At 46.1% G+C, this 16,729-nt stretch carries 15 protein-coding genes; 6 read left to right on the top strand and 9 right to left on the bottom strand.

Going from position 1 to position 16,729, the window contains the following annotated elements; genetic code table 11:
• Window positions 1-216 precede the first annotated feature (216 nt).
• The 4 genes from frdA to EYO21_09335 are packed head-to-tail and all read left to right on the top strand — an operon-like array spanning window position 217 to window position 3,473.
• Window positions 217-1,977, top strand: a complete 1,761-nt coding sequence (frdA, locus tag EYO21_09350; protein ID HIB04010.1) for a fumarate reductase (quinol) flavoprotein subunit — start codon at window positions 217-219, stop codon at window positions 1,975-1,977.
• A 10-nt stretch (window positions 1,978-1,987) separates the two neighbouring features.
• Window positions 1,988-2,740, top strand: coding sequence for a succinate dehydrogenase/fumarate reductase iron-sulfur subunit (locus tag EYO21_09345; GenBank protein HIB04009.1), 753 nt, complete (start codon window positions 1,988-1,990; stop codon window positions 2,738-2,740).
• Window positions 2,698-3,120 carry a fumarate reductase subunit C gene (locus EYO21_09340; protein HIB04008.1) on the top strand — a complete coding sequence of 141 codons (423 nt, stop codon included), beginning with the start codon at window positions 2,698-2,700 and terminating at the stop codon, window positions 3,118-3,120. The genes EYO21_09345 and EYO21_09340 overlap by 43 nt, the downstream gene beginning before the upstream one ends.
• Before the next feature lie 2 nt (window positions 3,121-3,122).
• Complete coding sequence (locus tag EYO21_09335; GenBank protein ID HIB04007.1) at window positions 3,123-3,473, top strand: fumarate reductase subunit D; 351 nt, start codon at window positions 3,123-3,125, stop codon at window positions 3,471-3,473.
• 30 nt (window positions 3,474-3,503) lie between these two features.
• Here EYO21_09335 and EYO21_09330 read toward each other — a convergent pair whose 3' ends face one another.
• The 6 genes from EYO21_09330 to EYO21_09305 all read right to left on the bottom strand — a co-directional run bounded on the left by EYO21_09330 (window position 3,504) and on the right by EYO21_09305 (window position 8,280).
• Window positions 3,504-4,151 carry an energy transducer TonB gene (locus tag EYO21_09330; GenBank protein ID HIB04006.1) on the bottom strand — a complete coding sequence of 216 codons (648 nt, stop codon included), beginning with the start codon at window positions 4,149-4,151 and terminating at the stop codon, window positions 3,504-3,506.
• Window positions 4,148-4,561, bottom strand: a complete 414-nt coding sequence (locus EYO21_09325; protein HIB04005.1) for a biopolymer transporter ExbD — start codon at window positions 4,559-4,561, stop codon at window positions 4,148-4,150. The genes EYO21_09330 and EYO21_09325 overlap by 4 nt, the downstream gene beginning before the upstream one ends.
• Window positions 4,558-4,950 carry a biopolymer transporter ExbD gene (locus tag EYO21_09320; protein HIB04004.1) on the bottom strand — a complete coding sequence of 131 codons (393 nt, stop codon included), beginning with the start codon at window positions 4,948-4,950 and terminating at the stop codon, window positions 4,558-4,560. Before EYO21_09320 ends, EYO21_09325 begins: the two co-directional genes overlap by 4 nt.
• 30 nt (window positions 4,951-4,980) lie before the next feature.
• Window positions 4,981-5,604 (bottom strand): MotA/TolQ/ExbB proton channel family protein, encoded by a 624-nt coding sequence (locus EYO21_09315; GenBank protein HIB04003.1) that lies wholly within the window; start codon window positions 5,602-5,604, stop codon window positions 4,981-4,983.
• Window positions 5,605-5,706: 102 nt separating this feature from the next.
• Window positions 5,707-7,293, bottom strand: a complete 1,587-nt coding sequence (locus EYO21_09310) for a S41 family peptidase (protein HIB04002.1) — start codon at window positions 7,291-7,293, stop codon at window positions 5,707-5,709.
• A gap of 72 nt (window positions 7,294-7,365) precedes the next feature.
• Window positions 7,366-8,280 (bottom strand): hypothetical protein, encoded by a 915-nt coding sequence (locus EYO21_09305; protein ID HIB04001.1) that lies wholly within the window; start codon window positions 8,278-8,280, stop codon window positions 7,366-7,368.
• Window positions 8,281-8,496: 216 nt separating this feature from the next.
• Here EYO21_09305 and EYO21_09300 point away from each other — a divergent pair, with 216 nt between their 5' ends.
• Together EYO21_09300 and EYO21_09295 are read left to right on the top strand one after the other, a co-directional pair.
• Complete coding sequence (locus EYO21_09300; GenBank protein ID HIB04000.1) at window positions 8,497-10,236, top strand: VCBS repeat-containing protein; 1,740 nt, start codon at window positions 8,497-8,499, stop codon at window positions 10,234-10,236.
• The gene (locus EYO21_09295; protein ID HIB03999.1) at window positions 10,237-13,965 is read left to right on the top strand and encodes a hypothetical protein; all 3,729 of its coding nucleotides are present in this window, start codon (window positions 10,237-10,239) and stop codon (window positions 13,963-13,965) included.
• Window positions 13,966-13,969: 4 nt separating this feature from the next.
• On the opposite strand, the gene lpxK is transcribed toward EYO21_09295, so the two are convergent.
• From lpxK to EYO21_09280, 3 genes are read right to left on the bottom strand one after another with little or no spacing between them, the layout of a single operon-like run.
• Window positions 13,970-14,980: a tetraacyldisaccharide 4'-kinase gene (lpxK, locus tag EYO21_09290; GenBank protein ID HIB03998.1), complete on the bottom strand. Its 1,011-nt coding sequence runs from the start codon at window positions 14,978-14,980 to the stop codon at window positions 13,970-13,972.
• Window positions 14,961-15,599 carry a DUF374 domain-containing protein gene (locus EYO21_09285; protein HIB03997.1) on the bottom strand — a complete coding sequence of 213 codons (639 nt, stop codon included), beginning with the start codon at window positions 15,597-15,599 and terminating at the stop codon, window positions 14,961-14,963. Before EYO21_09285 ends, lpxK begins: the two co-directional genes overlap by 20 nt.
• Before the next feature lie 4 nt (window positions 15,600-15,603).
• The gene (locus EYO21_09280) at window positions 15,604-16,728 is read right to left on the bottom strand and encodes a lipid-A-disaccharide synthase (protein HIB03996.1); all 1,125 of its coding nucleotides are present in this window, start codon (window positions 16,726-16,728) and stop codon (window positions 15,604-15,606) included.
• Window position 16,729 lies beyond the last annotated feature (1 nt).

The raw sequence follows: 16,729 nt of genomic DNA, 5'->3' as shown, positions 1-16,729 counted from the left end.
TTTTCTGCCTTTGACTAGAATGATTATTTGCCTGAATGCCTTACCACTTTCTATCCTTTTTTCAGATTATAGATGCTGACATCGAGAGATAACTGATCTCCTATGTTTTTTTGAAATTCATAATAATTGGGGATGATTTTTCCCCTCCCTGTTTTGTAATTTTTCCAGCTGTTCAGCCATGATCACCAGTATCTTTACTTCTCTGGCCCATCTTAAATGATTACAGATCACGACATTGTCATGGTCGGGGGCGGAGGCGCAGGACTCCGAGCTGCAATTTCCATCGCCGAAACGAACCCAAGCTTAAGTGTCGCGGTTGTGAGTAAGGTCTATCCCATGCGGAGCCACACTGTGGCAGCAGAGGGCGGCGCGGCGGCTGTTATCAAAGATAACGATTCTCTGGAAAACCACATCAATGATACCATAGCCGGCGGGGCCTGGATGTGTGATCAAGATGCGGTGGAACTTTTTGTGAACGAAGCTCCCAGAGAATTAATCCAAATGGAGCACTGGGGTTGTCCGTGGAGCCGGGAAACTGATGGGACGGTGGCGACGAGGCCCTTCGGGGGGATGAAGATTGAGCGGACATGGTTTGCCGCTGACAAAACCGGTTTCCACATGCTCCACACTCTCTTTCAGACCTCCCTTAAGTACAACAACATTACCCGCTACGATGAATGGTTCGCCACAAAAATTCTGGTGGAGAATGGCCGGTGCCAAGGTGTAGCTACCATCGAACTTCGCTCCGGCAAGGTGGAGGCGATTACCGGCAGGTCGGTGATAATGTGTACAGGCGGAGCAGGACGAGTTTTCCCGTTCACGACCAATGGTGCCATCAAAACGGGCGACGGGATGTCCATGGCGTACCGGGCCGGTGTACCGCTAAAAGATATGGAATTTATCCAGTACCATCCCACTGGACTCCCTGGCACGGGTATTCTCATTACGGAAGCAGCCCGGGGGGAAGGCGGAATCATGGTGAATAAAGACGGCTATAGATACCTTCAGGATTACGACTTGGGCAAGCCGTTGGATATTAATGATTCAAAGCATCCAGTAAAAAAAAGCATGGAACTGGGTCCCCGGGATCGGCTGAGTCAGGCTTTCGTGGCGGAAAGAGAAAAAGGAAGAACTATCTCCGGTCCATATGGCCACGTAGTCCATCTCGACATTCGTCACTTAGGTGAAAAGAAAATTGATAAAAAGATTCCCTTTGTCCGGGAGTTATCCAATAATTATGCTGGCATTGATCCCGTATATGAACCAATCCCAGTGAGACCCGTCGTCCACTACATGATGGGAGGGATCGATACTGACATCACAGGGGCTACTGCCCTTCCCGGTTTGTACGCTGCCGGGGAGTGTGCCTGCATCTCTATCAACGGGGCCAATCGCCTGGGATCGAACTCCCTGACGGAACTTCTGGTGTTTGGGAGTCGCGCAGGGAAGGCAGCGGCCCAGTTTGCATTGGAGAACCCCCATCTTAACACGGCCTCACTGGAACTGCAAGCTGCCGATGAACAAGAACGGATCGGGATAAACTTCTTTAGAAAAGAAGGGGGGACGGAAAGAATTTTTTCTCTTCGGCAAGAAATGAACGAAACGATGGAAACGAGTGTCGGCATCTATCGCTCAGAGAAAAGTTTGAAAGAAACATGCAATAAAATAAAAGAACTTAAAGACCGGTTTTCCAATATTATAATGGAGGACAGAAGTTTCAATTTTAACACTGAATTAACCTCAGCACTAGAACTCGAGTTCATGTTGGATGTTGCAGAAGCCATCACCTATAGTGCTCTGGAAAGAACGGAAAGCAGGGGCTCTCACCAGCGAACTGACTTCCCCGACAGGGATGATGAAAAATTTTTAAAGCATTCTTTAGCATACCGAAATGATACTGAACCCCGCATGGATTATAAAGATGTGGTGATTACTAAATGGCCGCCTGGAGAAAGGGTTTATGGAAAAGAAGGATAAATTATAAACAATGGCAGAAACCATGAAATTGGAAATCTTCCGCTACCAACCTGAGAAAGAGAGCGAGCCCTCCTTTCAGACATACAAGGTCCCGTTCCGTGAAGACTGGGTAGTGCTGGACGCCATCAATCACATTAAAGACGAGATCGATGGAACGCTTTCCTACCGCTGGTCTTGCCAGATGGGCGTCTGTGGTAGTTGCGGGATGATGCTCAACGGTGTACCGAAACTATCATGCGCCGCATTTTTAAAGGACTACTACCCAAATAAAATCCGTATAGAACCATTAACAGGTTTTCCTGTAGAGCGGGATCTCATCTTCGAAATGGATGACTTTATGACAAAACTAACAGAGATACAGCCATACATTATTCGGACGGAAGGTGAGGAGAAGCCTCTGGAGGAGGGTGAATACCTTCAGTCCCCTAATGAGCTGGCTCATTATAAACAGTACTCTATGTGTATTAACTGCATGCTCTGTTATGCTGCCTGTCCCGTTTATGCTCTTGATTCTACCTTTGTCGGACCCGCCGCCATTGCCCTTGCCCAACGGTACAACTTGGACTCCCGGGACCAGGGCAGGGATGCCCGGCAGGAAGTCATCGCCAGCCACGATGGAATCTGGGAATGCACTTTTGTGGGTGAGTGCAGTGCTGTTTGTCCAAAGGATGTGGACCCAGCAGCTGCAATACAGCGGGCAAAAGTCTCCAGTACTGTTGACTGGTTCAAGGATATTTTAACCCCGTGGGGGAAAAAGAATTGAGTACCTACCACAGACTTGTACCCAATACATGGTGGCTTAAGCGTAAACCGTACATTTTATTCATGATTAGGGAGTTAACCAGTGTCTTCGTTGCGGGATATTGTATTTTTTTACTGGTCTTGGTTTACAAACTGACACAAGGGGCCGAAGTCTACGGCAATTTCATGGCATCTTTGAAGTCACCCAGTAGCGTGGCGCTGCATTTTATCACGCTCTCTTTCGTGCTTTACCATACCATTACCTGGTTTAACCTGACGCCAAAAATTCTCGTGCTCTACAGAGGAGAGGAACGGATTCCCCAAGGGCTAGTGGCAGGGACGTTCTACGCCGGGTGGGTAGTGGTTTCCTTGATTATTGCATGGCTGATATTAGGGGTTTAGGTATGCCAAAGTCCAACGAACCGATTTGGTGGTCATTATTTTCCGCTGGCGGCATGGTAGCAGCTATGATTCTTCCCATCCTGATCATCATAACGGGCATCTTGGTACCATTTGGATGGGCAGGCGATGATCCTCTTAATTTCGAAAAGATTAGTACTGCAGTATCTAACCAGCTCATAAAACTAATCCTTTTTACCATAATTACCCTGCCGCTCTTCCACTGGGCTCACCGCTTCCGCTTCACCCTCGTAGATGTAGGGCTGAAGTCCGTGAGCACCGTCATCTCCATTCTTTGCTATGGTGGGGCGATTGCCGGCACAATCATCTCAGCTGTTGTCTTCTGGACTATTTAAGGGAGATTCTACTAGAAAAATCGGGGGTTACTAACCCTTCAACCGAAAGTTCACCGGAATGGATATCCAGACACCCACAGGTCGATCACGTTGCTTGGCGGGCTTAAATCTTGTCTTTGCGATTGCGGTCATTGCAGCTTCATCCAAGCCAGTGTTGGGGATTCCTTTAAGCACTACAGTGTCAGTTACCTTCCCTTTTTTATCAACAAAAGCTTGTATTACTACGGTTCCTTCAATCCCAGCCTCTTGTGCAATTTCAGGATAAATAATATTACGCTGAATAGCGGAATATCCCCCTAAGGGAACAGGGGGGTCGTCATAAGGAATAAATCGGACTCGGGGGCCTTCGGTCGGCGGCGGTGGCGGCGCATCCCATTCTACAAAATCCTCCAATTCCGTCTCTTCAATGGTGACATCATCAGCCAAATCCTCGTTTTCTGATTCCACGGGTATGGAAGGCCTAGACGGTGGCGGTGGTAGATCAAACTGCTGAGTTTGCGGAATATCGAACTGTTCGATCTCAATCTGTATCTCTTTATCCAGAAATTCTTTAGCCTCAAAACGTGGGAAAGCAACCGAAAACATTATAAGCATTATAACACTTATCAGTGTCGTCATCCGTACCGTGATAGGATAACGTAGTTTCAGAGATACCTCCTGGTTTTTTCTAAGGATCATAACGGTGGGGCTACTTTAGACGAATAGTTGACTTTCAAGGCGTCAGCCTCGCGCAGTTGGTTATGCATGTCACCAATAAGTCCCATAGACGCTTCTCTGTCTGCCTTCAGTGATACGGTCAGTTGGGGGTCGGCCACACGTTTATCATACATTACATGCTTTACATTATCTATAGCGACGATTTTGTCATCAATAGAGATCATGCCATCTTTGGATACAAAAATGTGCGAGACGTGACGTTTTGAATCCAAGCGTTCAATCTTCCTCGCCTGCGGCAAGAAAACATTCAGACCTTCATACTCACGAAGAACTGTAGTCACCATAAAAAATATGAGCAGCATGAAGATAATATCAGGCATGGACGCTGTAGGAATTTCACCTGAGGCCTTTGTCTTGGAAGAGAACTTCATTTCTCGGTCTCAGCAATGGAAATTCTCGTTGCATTGGCCATTTTAAGCTGGTCCAGTACGCTAATATATGCCTGATACTTAGCCTTGGCGTGCGTTTTAACTGAAAAAATCAGCTTATCGTTTGCGGCCATCTTTTCCATAACCACCTGACGGATATCACGAATCTGAATTGGCTGCTTATCGAGTAATACATCACCTCGAGCATTGATCAGAAGGTTTGAAATATTTCTCTTAGGGATCTCTTTCTCCTCTCCTTTGGGGGGTAACACAAGCCCGAGACCCTTATCCGTATCGATGGTAGTAGTAACAAGAAAAAAGATGAGTAATAAAAAGGCTATATCAGCCATAGAAGCGGTAGGAATTTCGCCAGCTCTAATCCGTTTTTTCATGGATTCAAATGCTCCTTCTTATTATTGCCCCTACTCCTTTTTGCTTGCTAAGTCTATTTCAATAAGCTCGTCCATCAGCATAACAGAATTTTCTTCCATGTCTACGATAAGCTTGTCAACACGGGAGATAAGAAAATTCTGGAACGTTTGAATGATAATAGCAACCACAAGACCGAATAGTGTTGTTAGCAGTGCAATGGAAATACCACCAGCCACGACAGCCGGTGAAATGTCGTTGGCTGCCTTAATGTCATCGAAGGCCTGGATCATGCCTGCCACCGTACCTGTAAACCCAAGCATAGGTGCCAGAGTGACGACGGTGCTTAGCCAAACCATGTTCTTTTCCAGAAAAGCCATTTCTATGGTTCCCGCATTTTCAATCCCTTTCTCCACTGCTTCAAGGCCGCGGTGTGCCCGACTCAGTCCTGCGTGGAATATCTCAGCGACAGGCCCACGGGTGTTAGAACACACCTCAACAGCCTTATCGTTTCCTTCCTCATGAAGGGCTGTGCGTACATCGTTCATAAACTTTTTCGTATTAATAGAAGCACGAAATAGTGTATAAACCCTCTCAATGCCGAATCCGAGACCAAAAATCAATAAGCCAAGAATAGGATACATAAACGGACCACCATCTAAAAAGTATTGAACCATTACCGTTTTCTCCTTACTAAAGTCTTTTTAACGCCCACGAAAATAATGCTTTCATTAAGGAATGTCAAACTTCCTTTCATGATTTTACAAAACACCTACTTACTAATGGTGAACTAAAAACTCGGCAGCCTCATCAAAGTGTGATAGGGCGGCGGTTACCTGCGGATCGTTACTTACAAACATTTGATAGTATGCTGATTTTCCCCATACAGCACCTGCCACCTCTGCCTTTAAAACAGACTTGAGATAGCCCATGTCTTTATCAAGTTCTTCCCTCTCAAAGTCTACATCCTGATCCTTTACATAGGTGAGAAAGTCTTCCACCAAATCGGCGCTAACTTGAAAATCACGATTGAAATCCACGAGATCTTTCCAGTCAGTCTTCCTCCCTTTGGCATAATCTGTTCCCCAATTGAAGGTAAATCGCTTGGGGTGGCCAACCATACGGACTGTGGTTGTTGTATACTTAGAGATGGGGACATACACGTCAGGTGAAATGCCACCGCCACCGTATACTTCTCTTCCACGCTTAGTTTTGTATTTGGGCTTACCTATTCTCAGAGAGTCCAGAAGTTCCTCCCTATCTTCTTTGCCCAGATTCCCATAATACTCCCTTGTCCCATTATCATACGGCCGCTGTATCAGCCTTCCACTAGGGGTATAATATCTGGCGATTGTGACACGGAGTGCGGAACCGTCCTTAAGAGGCCACTGCCGCTGGACCAACCCTTTTCCAAAACTGGTCTCACCCACGACAAGGCCCCGATCCAGATCCTGAATAGCGCCAGCAACAATTTCGCTGGCACTGGCAGACCAGCGGTTTATCAATACAATAACAGCGAAGTCTTCATAACCCCGTTTCGAACTTGCAATGAAAACTTCTGACATTTCTGTTTTCCGTCCAGCCGTGTAAACAAGCGTATCCGGGGATGTAATGAAAAGATCAGCCACATTCACCGCTTGTTCGAGATAACCACCACTGTTTGTGCGAAGATCGAATATGAGCCGTGTCATCCCCTCTGCCCGCAAAGACTCAACAGCCTCTAAAACTTCTTGGGACGTAGAGGAAGCGAACCGTGTCAGTCTCATGTAACCTATCTGATCATCGATCATGAAAGACGAGATTAGACTATATATAGGAATCTGATCTCGTATGATCTCCACATCGAATGTCTCTGCCTGGCCTGGCCTGCGTATTGTGAGCAACACTGCAGTCCCCTTGGGACCCCTCAACGTATTGTAGACATCTTCTCGAGTGATTTCGTAAGCATCTTCTCCATCTATGGCGACAATTTTATCTCCAGGCTGCAGTCCAGCACGGTCGGATGGGGAGTCCACTACCGGTGAAATGACAGTAATGTAGCCGCCTAACAGGTCAAACTCTATACCGATACCTTCAAACTTCCCATGGAACTGCTCATTCACTGCCTCAAGTTTGTCCCGGGATATGTAAGAAGAGTGAGGATCCAGTTCTTCAAGCAGGCCGAGGAAAGCACCATCCAGTGCTTCGTCCCAGTTCACCGGTTCCACATAGTTTTCATTCACAATGGAAATAATCTGATTAAGAACTCGAATTTTGTCATATATGTTAACCACTTTGCTGTAGGCGGCAGGGCCTACAGAGGCCACGGTGAACAGAAATATGAGAGAAATGGCACCGATAGCCAGATATCGCTTTAGGTAATTCATTTGTATCGCAACGTTTTCAATAAAATGTTTCTCGAACAGATAAGTTTACAGTACAGTCAGCGGCGGGAGCAACTACAAACCAAAGTAAATCATTGTCCGAATGGCCATGGAATTAAGCACGGTCTCTGGAGAGTCTAGGATCGGCTTCCTGTCTTCAGTCCGCCATTCACCTTCATTGATTGTCCCGGCATTAAAGCCTACAGTCATCCGCAACCCCATGCGGTCAAGCAGCTGCAGCTTCACCGCAATGTACGGCTGAACATTAAAGAATGTGCCAGACGGTGATGTCATGGTACTATTGATAGCAATGGTAGGAAACTGATTTTGCTGTACATAGTCAATATCGGTGGAATCTATGGCACCATCGGCATTAGCATCTTTAATAAGTACATATCCATTTTCCCCTATTTGAAAAACAGGGTTGAACTGATTCTTCCACGAAGGACTGCCTGCAGACTGAGAAAGGTTAAGGTTCAGGCGGCCAATGCCAAAGAACGAACCTATGGATACTTCTAAACCGCGAAAGAGAGGAAACAGGTATTCAATGGTTGCCCCGCTGAGCCACATGGAAATCTTTCCCTGAAGGTCGGGTGGTTTCTCGAAGACTTCCTTAATATCATATATACCATCTCCGTTCTCATCAAGAACCAGAGTAATATCAGGTTTCACAGTTATAAATGACGTACCAACGCCAGCATATCCACCGATGCGAATCCGTTCAGTTATGTTTGAAAAACCCTCACCACCGTTAATTATGAAAGGGTTAGCAAATTTCGTCAAATCAAACCCAAAACCAGCTGTATCGCCAACAGAACCCAACATTTCAAAGCTTTGCAACTGACCTAGATTCTGGAACAGAAACATCTGACTGAAGCCGACACCGCCACCATAGAAAGATTCCGGTGGATAATAATCATCCTGAGCACCCAGACTAACGGGCACAATTATTAGGCAGAACACCAAGTTCTTAATTATCTGAGTTCCCATATTCAGCTCACCTCGGATAAGCGAGAATGCAATTTAACTTTCCGTCTATCTTAGGAACAAGAAACAAATGCTGCCCGGCCATTTTTACTTGGTTTTACAGGGGACACCCGATATATTCGCTGACGGAGAGAGGTTGAATAGTCACCTATCTTTCTAAACGTTAGCCGAGGTAAGGTAGAAATGTTTCATTGGACCCGAACAGTAAGGCACTGTACGTTGGATCTTCGTTCCTTGTTGAACACTGCATCCCTTCTCTGTGTCATAACTCTATTCCCGTCTGACCTTAGCGCTCAGAAAATGGTCGTCTCCCTGAGTCCAACCTTTGACTTAGATGGTGATGGCCTGAGTGAATTCCTTGCATTAGAGAAGCAGAATATTGTTGATACGGAACCCTCAAGTGCTGTTTATTATGAGATTGACGACTTTGGCGCCCACATGGAAATCTGGCGCCACACGACTGTGGATCCTCTTGTAACAGCCCAAGTGGGTGATATCAATGGCGACGATTCACCGGAGATTGTTCTTCTCAGCCGTTCTTCGTCTCTAGGAGCTGGTTTGGATGATCCTCCTTGGTTAAAAGTTTTTCCATGGACAGGTGTTGATTTTTCACCTTCTCCATCCTTTACAATCGGCGATGGAAAAGACAACGTACGCATCCGTCCATCAGGACTAACGATTATCGATTTCGACAATGACGGTACCGATGAAATCGCTTATGCAGAAGGGAGCCCCACACGTCTCGTATCTGTGAAAGTGGTCAATGAAATAGGCGACGGGTTAACCACACTCCAAGACTTATCTTCAGATGTTCTTAACGTAGGTTACGGGCCACTCCTTGTCACAAAGGTTCACCATAATGATGATGAAATGCCCGATTTAATGGCCATAAGCCCGGAGCAAAATCGTGTAAGGGTCCAGGTTTTTGTTAATGAAGGTAGCAGTTTCTCCAAAGGGACGTCGGCCGTACTGATGTACCCGGATGAAGTTCCTATGTCTGCGGTACTCATCCCGAACGGTATGGCAGAAGTGGACATTGATCAAGACGGAACCAAGGAGGTCGTGCTGCCTTTTGAATCAGGAACCGTTCTGGCAATCAAAAAACAGGGTGATGATTTTCAGGTTGTTCTTGTTGATTTATCTCAAGCTTCCCTGTTCCAGTTTAAGGATCCGCTAACAGAAAATGACATTAATGCTATTCTCCTTGACCGCGCTGAAATGGGCATGGACGGCTCTGTTTTGAAACAGCTAAGCCTAAGTGCTTCTCCGGTTATAGCCCAAGAAAGTGAAGCAGAAGTAGAGCCTAAACCACAACCTCTTTCACAAGCTCAACTCAACCCACTGTTGGTGGAGGATGTCCCTGAGCCGATGCCAGAGGAGGAGCCGGAGCCTGTTTCAAAAAGCCCTCTATCCAGAGTTCAACTGTCGGCCGTTCCCGTTATACCGTCTGAAACGGTAGCCGACACTGAACCCAGTCATCTCCAGGCTGCGCTCAGTGGACGTATGCAACAAATTGCTCTTTCATCAGTGAACAATAACTCCAACAACATAACTTCTTCCTCCGCTGCCCGACCGATGACAGCTCCGCCAGCTGGGAAAATACGGCGGATACAACTCTCTACTCTTGGAGAAGGGGCTGGAGCCCCGGCCGGTTCTGGAATTTCCGACACTTTATATGTCGGAGAAAAATTTGTTTATCCCGTTGAACCATTCAACGGCACCATGGTCTCCTTTAGGCCTGTTTCCATGCCAGGTGGTGCAAGTTTTGACCCTTCCTCGAGGGTCATTACTTGGACTCCAGCCCCTTCCCAAGTGGGTGTACATCAAATAGAATTTCAGATGACAGTAGAGGGCGGAGCTGGTCGTCCCGTTGTAGATGAAGTTAGAGGTCAAGGAGTTACTGTTCGATCAAACACTAAAGTAGAATCAGTCCTGTTTACTGTTCTTGTACAACCATAAATGAAAAATATGCTAAAACCCTCTGTGGCTTTTATCTTTACACTTTTGTCCAGCATCATGGCGCAAAATCTTCAGATAGTCCATATGGACGGTGTGTATGACTTGGACAATGATGATCTCGTAGAGTTCATTGCTTTCGAGCAGGACATAGTAGCAATGCAACAACCAATTCCGTCTCTACTTCCGCGGGAAGCGGGTGGGGTTGTTTCCAGGGTTGCGTACTACGAAATCGATGCTCTCGGTTTTCCCCAACTTATCTGGAATCTAGATACGCCACAGCAAATAGATGGACGCATTGTTGCTGCTCGAATCACAGATCTTGACGGAAGCGGCACAGCCGAGCTAGTCATCGCCGCAAATGTGAGAATACCGGACAATCCAGATTTTACCCAGGGGGTGATCTCTGTTTACGATTGGATAGATGGCAGCTTCTCTACAGCGCCGGCTCTCTCCACAGCCCTCACCGGTCCTCAAAGCGGTCAGGCTATCAGCAATCTGGATGTCGTAGACCTTGAAGGGGACGGCAAAGAAGAGGTTGCCATTGCCCTGACTGGTCCTGAGGCTGTGGTGACTGTCATCGGTCTTTCTGGTGGGGAAGAACGTCTCTTTAGTGAGGTCCAGTCGTTCCTTCTTCAAGACTTTTCAACAAGCGCCGGTGATGTTCACGTGGCGGGCGTTGATTTCGATCGGGATGGTCTAACAGACCTTTTTGCATTCAGTCCTGAAAGAAACATCCTGAGGATTCAGTCCTTTTTCAATTCTGGGGGCGTCCTGAGTGCCGGCCCTAACCTGCTCCATCGTGTCCCCGGGATGTCAAACGTGCTGACCAGTTCCCTTACCACCCTAAACTGGAACAGCGACGACACCGATGATGTATTAATCCCTTTTCAGTCAGGGCACGTTATATCACTCACCATGATTGATCAAAAAATTGAGGTTGCAGAGCTCGGCATAGAGGCCGGACCTCTTTCTGATCTAAAACACGCTGACTTTAACCAGGACGGTCTAACAGATTTGTTACTTATCAGCGGTCAACAAGGTATTGTTACAGCATCTTACGGCACCCGTATGGATACGCCGCGTCTCAATGAATACTTTTCTATCGCTGCTGGTGAAGGAACTGAAGGGCCTCAAATCTTTTCTGTAATTCCCGAAATTGTGGATGGGATATATCTTGGAACCGTCATTGCCGGTGGGTGGACCGGGCAACAAAGTGAAATATTCTACTTTGAACTGGGCTCCATACCGGAGTATCCTGAAGAAATTCTCGTAGATACGTACATCCCACAGACTCAGATGGAAGAGATAGTTGAAGAAATGCCTATTGTTCCGCCAACTGAAGGTCAACCCCTGCCTCTCGGGATTCTGCCAACTTATGTCCTCCCTGTTAACCAGACCTTCGCTTACACCATTCCGGAAGAAGACGACAGGGAATTTTTTAGCTTCCGATGGGTCGACGCTCCACCTCGAGGAATGTACTTCCACTACGAGACAAAATCCATTGAGTGGGTCCCGGACGAGATGCAACTGGGTGCATACCAGTTGTCCTTTCTACTGAAAATGAAAGTAGGTGAAACCGTTGATATCATCACTACCGATGAAGAGGGTGTGGTGACATATCAGGTAGTGCCAGAACTGGCCACTATTGAGTCCCGGTTTTGGATTTATGTTAACGATCCTCCCCTAATCGTATCTTCTCCCGGAGAGACAGAGTTTGTAGCGGGTGACCCCTTCATCTATCAGGTGTATGTTACAGATAATAATGAGGATGCCTTAATTAGATATACACTTGAAAAAGCACCTGAGGGAATGACAATTGAACAGGACGGGTTGCTGAGATGGCAGACAGAGGCTTCTCATATTGACATCTACGACGTGAGAATTGTCACCTCAGACGGATTTGACCGTGACGTGCAAAACTTGAAGCTTTATTCCCGCGGGCAGGTAGTGATTACCTCACTACCAGAGTTGAGCGGTACCGTTGGAGAAGAATATCGTTATAAGGTAGGCGTTCGAATGCCCGAAGACAAACAGCAGGAACTGATCTACACCCTAGTATTTTCACCATATGGGATGATGGTTGATAACGTGGGACAAATCACATGGACGCCCCAGAGCACTCAAATCGATACTCAGCGATTTGTTATTGCCGCAAATCACGGTATCGCCGTAGACACTCAAAGTGTCGCTTTGTTTGTCAATCATCCACCAATTCTGTCTTCGGTCCCTGAGCTCATGACAAAAATTGCTATAAACGACACCTTCAATTTTCAAATTGTGGTGGATGATCCCAATGAATTTGACATCATCAGATACGAACCTATCAATCTGCCTGAAGGAATGCGTGTGGATCCTTCCACAGGTCGTATTCTCTGGGTACCGGCGGAAGCCGCTCTCGATTTTTCTACTGCGGAGATTGAAATTTCAGACGGTCACATGTCTCACGTACAGTCATATGACTTCTTTGTAAACGCTCCCATCCATATTGTGTCGGAGCCGCCCACCCTCGGCTCTGTAGGTGAAGCGTTAACTTATAAGATAGGAATTAAAGACTTGAATGAAGGGTCTCTAATGTCCTTTGCCAAGATTACACCTGTCTATTCTGTAAAAGACAGTCGTGTCTTTGCAGTTGAAATTGATGATGATGTATATCGAGAAAACATTGATCGATATATTGGTGAGTTCAAAGCTAAGAAATCAATTCTCGTAGACGTGGATGAAAAAGAGCTGGACAGTGAAAAACAGGGTAAAGAGGAAGAAACGGTATCACGCATCAACCTGAAGCGCTATGTTCAAGATGTCTTCTATGAGGATGACCAGCTTATCATTGTTATAAAGAAAGTCGGTGGCAGAACGGTGAAGATCAAGGATGTTCTCTGGCACTTCTTCGAGGGCAATAAAGGCAAACCACCCAAGGTTCTGGTGAATCGTGTGCCTTTTGTGAGATACACCTTGCTCGATTTCCCGGACGGCATGTTTGTAGATGAACACACAGGAATAATCTCCTGGACACCCTCTCCCAACCAGTACGACAGCCACACCATCACTTACATGGTCTCTGATGGCTATACAAGGGATGAACAAAGTTTTGAACTATATATCAACCATCCTCCCACTATTATTTCGACTGCTCCTAAAACCGCTCGCGTCAATGAACTTTACAAGTACAAGGTGGTGGTAGAGGACAAAAATTCTGATAAGAATCTGTCTTTCAGCCTTGCTAAAGCACCAAAGGGGATGCAGGTCTCCCGGGATGGGCGCATATCATGGAATCCGACACCATCTCAGATCAACAGCCGTCTGTTTTCAGTGGAGGTAAGCGACAGCTACACTACTGATATACAGGAGACAAGACTTTTTGTGAATATCGCTCCCAGTATCCTGACTCAACCAAAGCCTGTGGCCCTCACCAATTTTGAATACCGTTACAGAATGGTGACTGAAGATCTCAATGGTGATGAGGTCAAACTCAGGCCCGTAAAGATTCCGAAATACGCCCGTTTTGATCCTGAGACAGGAATGCTCAGGTGGAAACCGAGAATGGCTCAGCGGGGAGTCAATGATATTGTCATTACTGCTGTGGATGACCGAGGTTCTGCCACCTCACATGAATTTCAGGTACATGTTTTCGAAGACCCTTCTTCTCAACAGTTTATCTCCACAACCTGGCCACTTCTGCTTGCCTTTGTGGGCACCATGTTTACCGTTGGCGTGGCTGCCATGAACTAGACCACTAAAAGAGCTTTTTCAAAGTTTCCTCAAGGACCGTCTCTCCACTATTCAGAAAGACTGTGTCAACCGGGACAAAGCGAATGAACCCCTCCTCTCTTTCATCCTCCGTAAGTTTCACCCAGTCTTTCTCTGTTGTAACAAGATGGGCAGCACCTAAGCTCTTTGCTTTTGTTTTCAGCCGTAATATTTCGGCTTCTTTGTAAACATAGTGATCGGGAAAAGGTTGGAACTCGATCACTTTCAGGTTCAGCTGGTTCAAAAGAAAAAGAAATGACTGTGGGTCTCCAATACCACAATAAGCGAATAACTTTAAATCTTTCAAATTTTCAATATTCCCCGCGGAAAGTCTGCTTTTCAAACTTTTCATTGAACGTTGATAAACCCATTTTCTGATGACTGGCGCAGGCTGTGACTGGTCAGCTCTACTCCAGATTACCAAGTCAGCTCGTTTTAAGGACCAAATCGGCTCCCGAAGCCTGCCATAAGGTATCATTTTATAATGTTCCGGTGGCTCACAACTGTTTATCAACACAATATCCAAATCTCTTTCTATAGCGCGGTGCTGGAAAGCATCGTCGAGAACAATCACATCACAGTCAAAATGCTCCACCGCCAAAATAGCACCCCGGTACCTCACCTCATCTACTATCACAGGAACGGATGGAAGACGCTGTGATATAAGAAGGGCTTCATCGCCCGCTTCATTCCAAGGCACAAGAACTTTTTCTCCCTTTGACACAACCACCGTTCCCGTTGTCTCTCTCATATAACCCCTACTAATGACTGCTGGATGTTTTCCAAGCTTCTGTAACATGTGTGCAACAGTCACAACTGTGGGAGTTTTTCCTGTCCCCCCAAGGGTAATATTTCCAACACTAACCACAGGAACAGGTAATCGGTGGCTTACGAAGAATCCTGTTACATAGAACAGGTTTCGCCAGAAGGAGAGCCCCCAGTAAAAAAGAGCTACAGGGAAAAATAGATATCTAAACTTATCTTTTAATCCACGCATCAGCTTCAGCCTGTACTCTCGTCATTTCTACAGTTATAGCTTCCTTAAAACTCTCACTATCCTCAAAGTCGCGGACGTCCAAAGGGTTCCCCACAACGTGTATTATACGACCAAACGGTTTTGGAATCACGAAGGTGTCCCAGTTTTTTATTTCCCACCGCCACGATGCCTGACCAGAAACAGCCACCATAATAGCTCCTGAGAGAAAAGCACTTTTTACAGCACCCTCCTTCACTTCATATTCCAACCCCCGTGGTCCATCAGGGGTAATGAACAGTTTACCTCCATCATTCAGAACCCGCATCATTTTCATATAGGCCTTAGTACCACCCCGACTGCTTGATCCACGTAACATTCTCCATCCAAGCTTCGTCGCAATCCTAGAAATAATTTCAGCGTCCTTGTGCAACCCCGCCAGTGCATAGTAACGAAATCTGTTCCAATGAAAGACCGGGAAAAGTAGACGACCGTGCCAGCAGCATATTAATACTGGCCTACCAGTGGATATTGTCTCTATTAACCGTTCACAGTTCAACACGGTCCGCCTGTTGACGCTGAAGAAAAACTTCAAAAACCAGTAACCAAAAAATGCTGAGAGAGACATTCTAACTCCTAACATAAATCTAAGACGTTTCTAAACAATCTAAAATGAGTCGGGCCGCTTTCTTTGAAGCGCCCGGGCCACCCAAACAGTCTTTAACTTCAGCCAATTGGTTCACCGTCCGTTCTCTCATTACCTCTGATTGGAGCCATTCTTTCAGATAGTCGGATATTTTTTCAGGCCTAGCACTGTTCTGTAATAATTCTGGTAACACTTCCTCCTTTGCAATAAGGTTTGTCATGGAGACATAAGGAACCTGGGTGACCGCCTTTGCGACCATCCAGGTCACAGGATTCATTTTGTATATGACTACGCTTGGGATGCCGAAAATTGCTGCCAGCAGTGAGATTGTGCCTGAGCTCACAATACCCAGTGATGCATATTTCAGTGCCATTTCAGGTATGTCTGATTCGACAAAGATTTTTCCCTGAATATTTTTTGGGAGTTCAACTCCCGGAGCTTTACCAACAATAACAGTAATTTCTGCCTCTTTGTTAAGTATCTCCACCGTTTTTAGCATTGTCTTCAGGTGCCGGTTTACCTCCTGTTGACGGCTTCCGGGCATTAGAGCAACAATAATAGCATCATGAGAGATTCCATGTTTTTCAAAAAACTCATACCTCTCCATTGGTTGAGATTGACCATCTAGGAACGGATGACCCACATAGACAGCTTTTATCCCCCGTTGATGATACCAATCTTCCTCAAAAGGGAAAATGCAGAGCATCTGTTCCACACACCCTCGAATCACATCAATGCGCTTTTCTTTCCAAGCCCACAGCTGAGGGCTAATGTAGTATGTCACCGGAATATTTCTTTTTTTGAGCTCTTTGGCCAGACGCAAATTAAAGCCCGGGTAGTCAATGAGTATTGCCCGGGCAGGATTTTTCTTTTCACATTCTGAAAGCACCTTATTAAATACAGTTCTTATACGTCGGTAATGTGACACTACTTCCACAAAACCCATGACAGACATGTTTCCAGCATGTTCTACCAACTGAACACCTTCCATCCTCAGTTTTTCACCACCTATACCAAAGAAGGACATTCCTTTTGAAGAAGCTTTTAGTTGGTTTACAAGGGCAGCACCGTGTTGATCAGCTGACGTTTCCCCTGCTATAATAAGAATTTCTTTTTCCATTCTCATT

It is taken from the genome of Candidatus Neomarinimicrobiota bacterium, from assembly GCA_012964825.1.
In the GTDB taxonomy this organism is placed as follows: domain Bacteria; phylum Fidelibacterota; class Marinisomatia; order Marinisomatales; family S15-B10; genus UBA2125.
The sequence above is the reverse complement of the archived record's forward strand: the minus strand, read 5'-3'. Positions and strand labels throughout refer to the sequence as shown.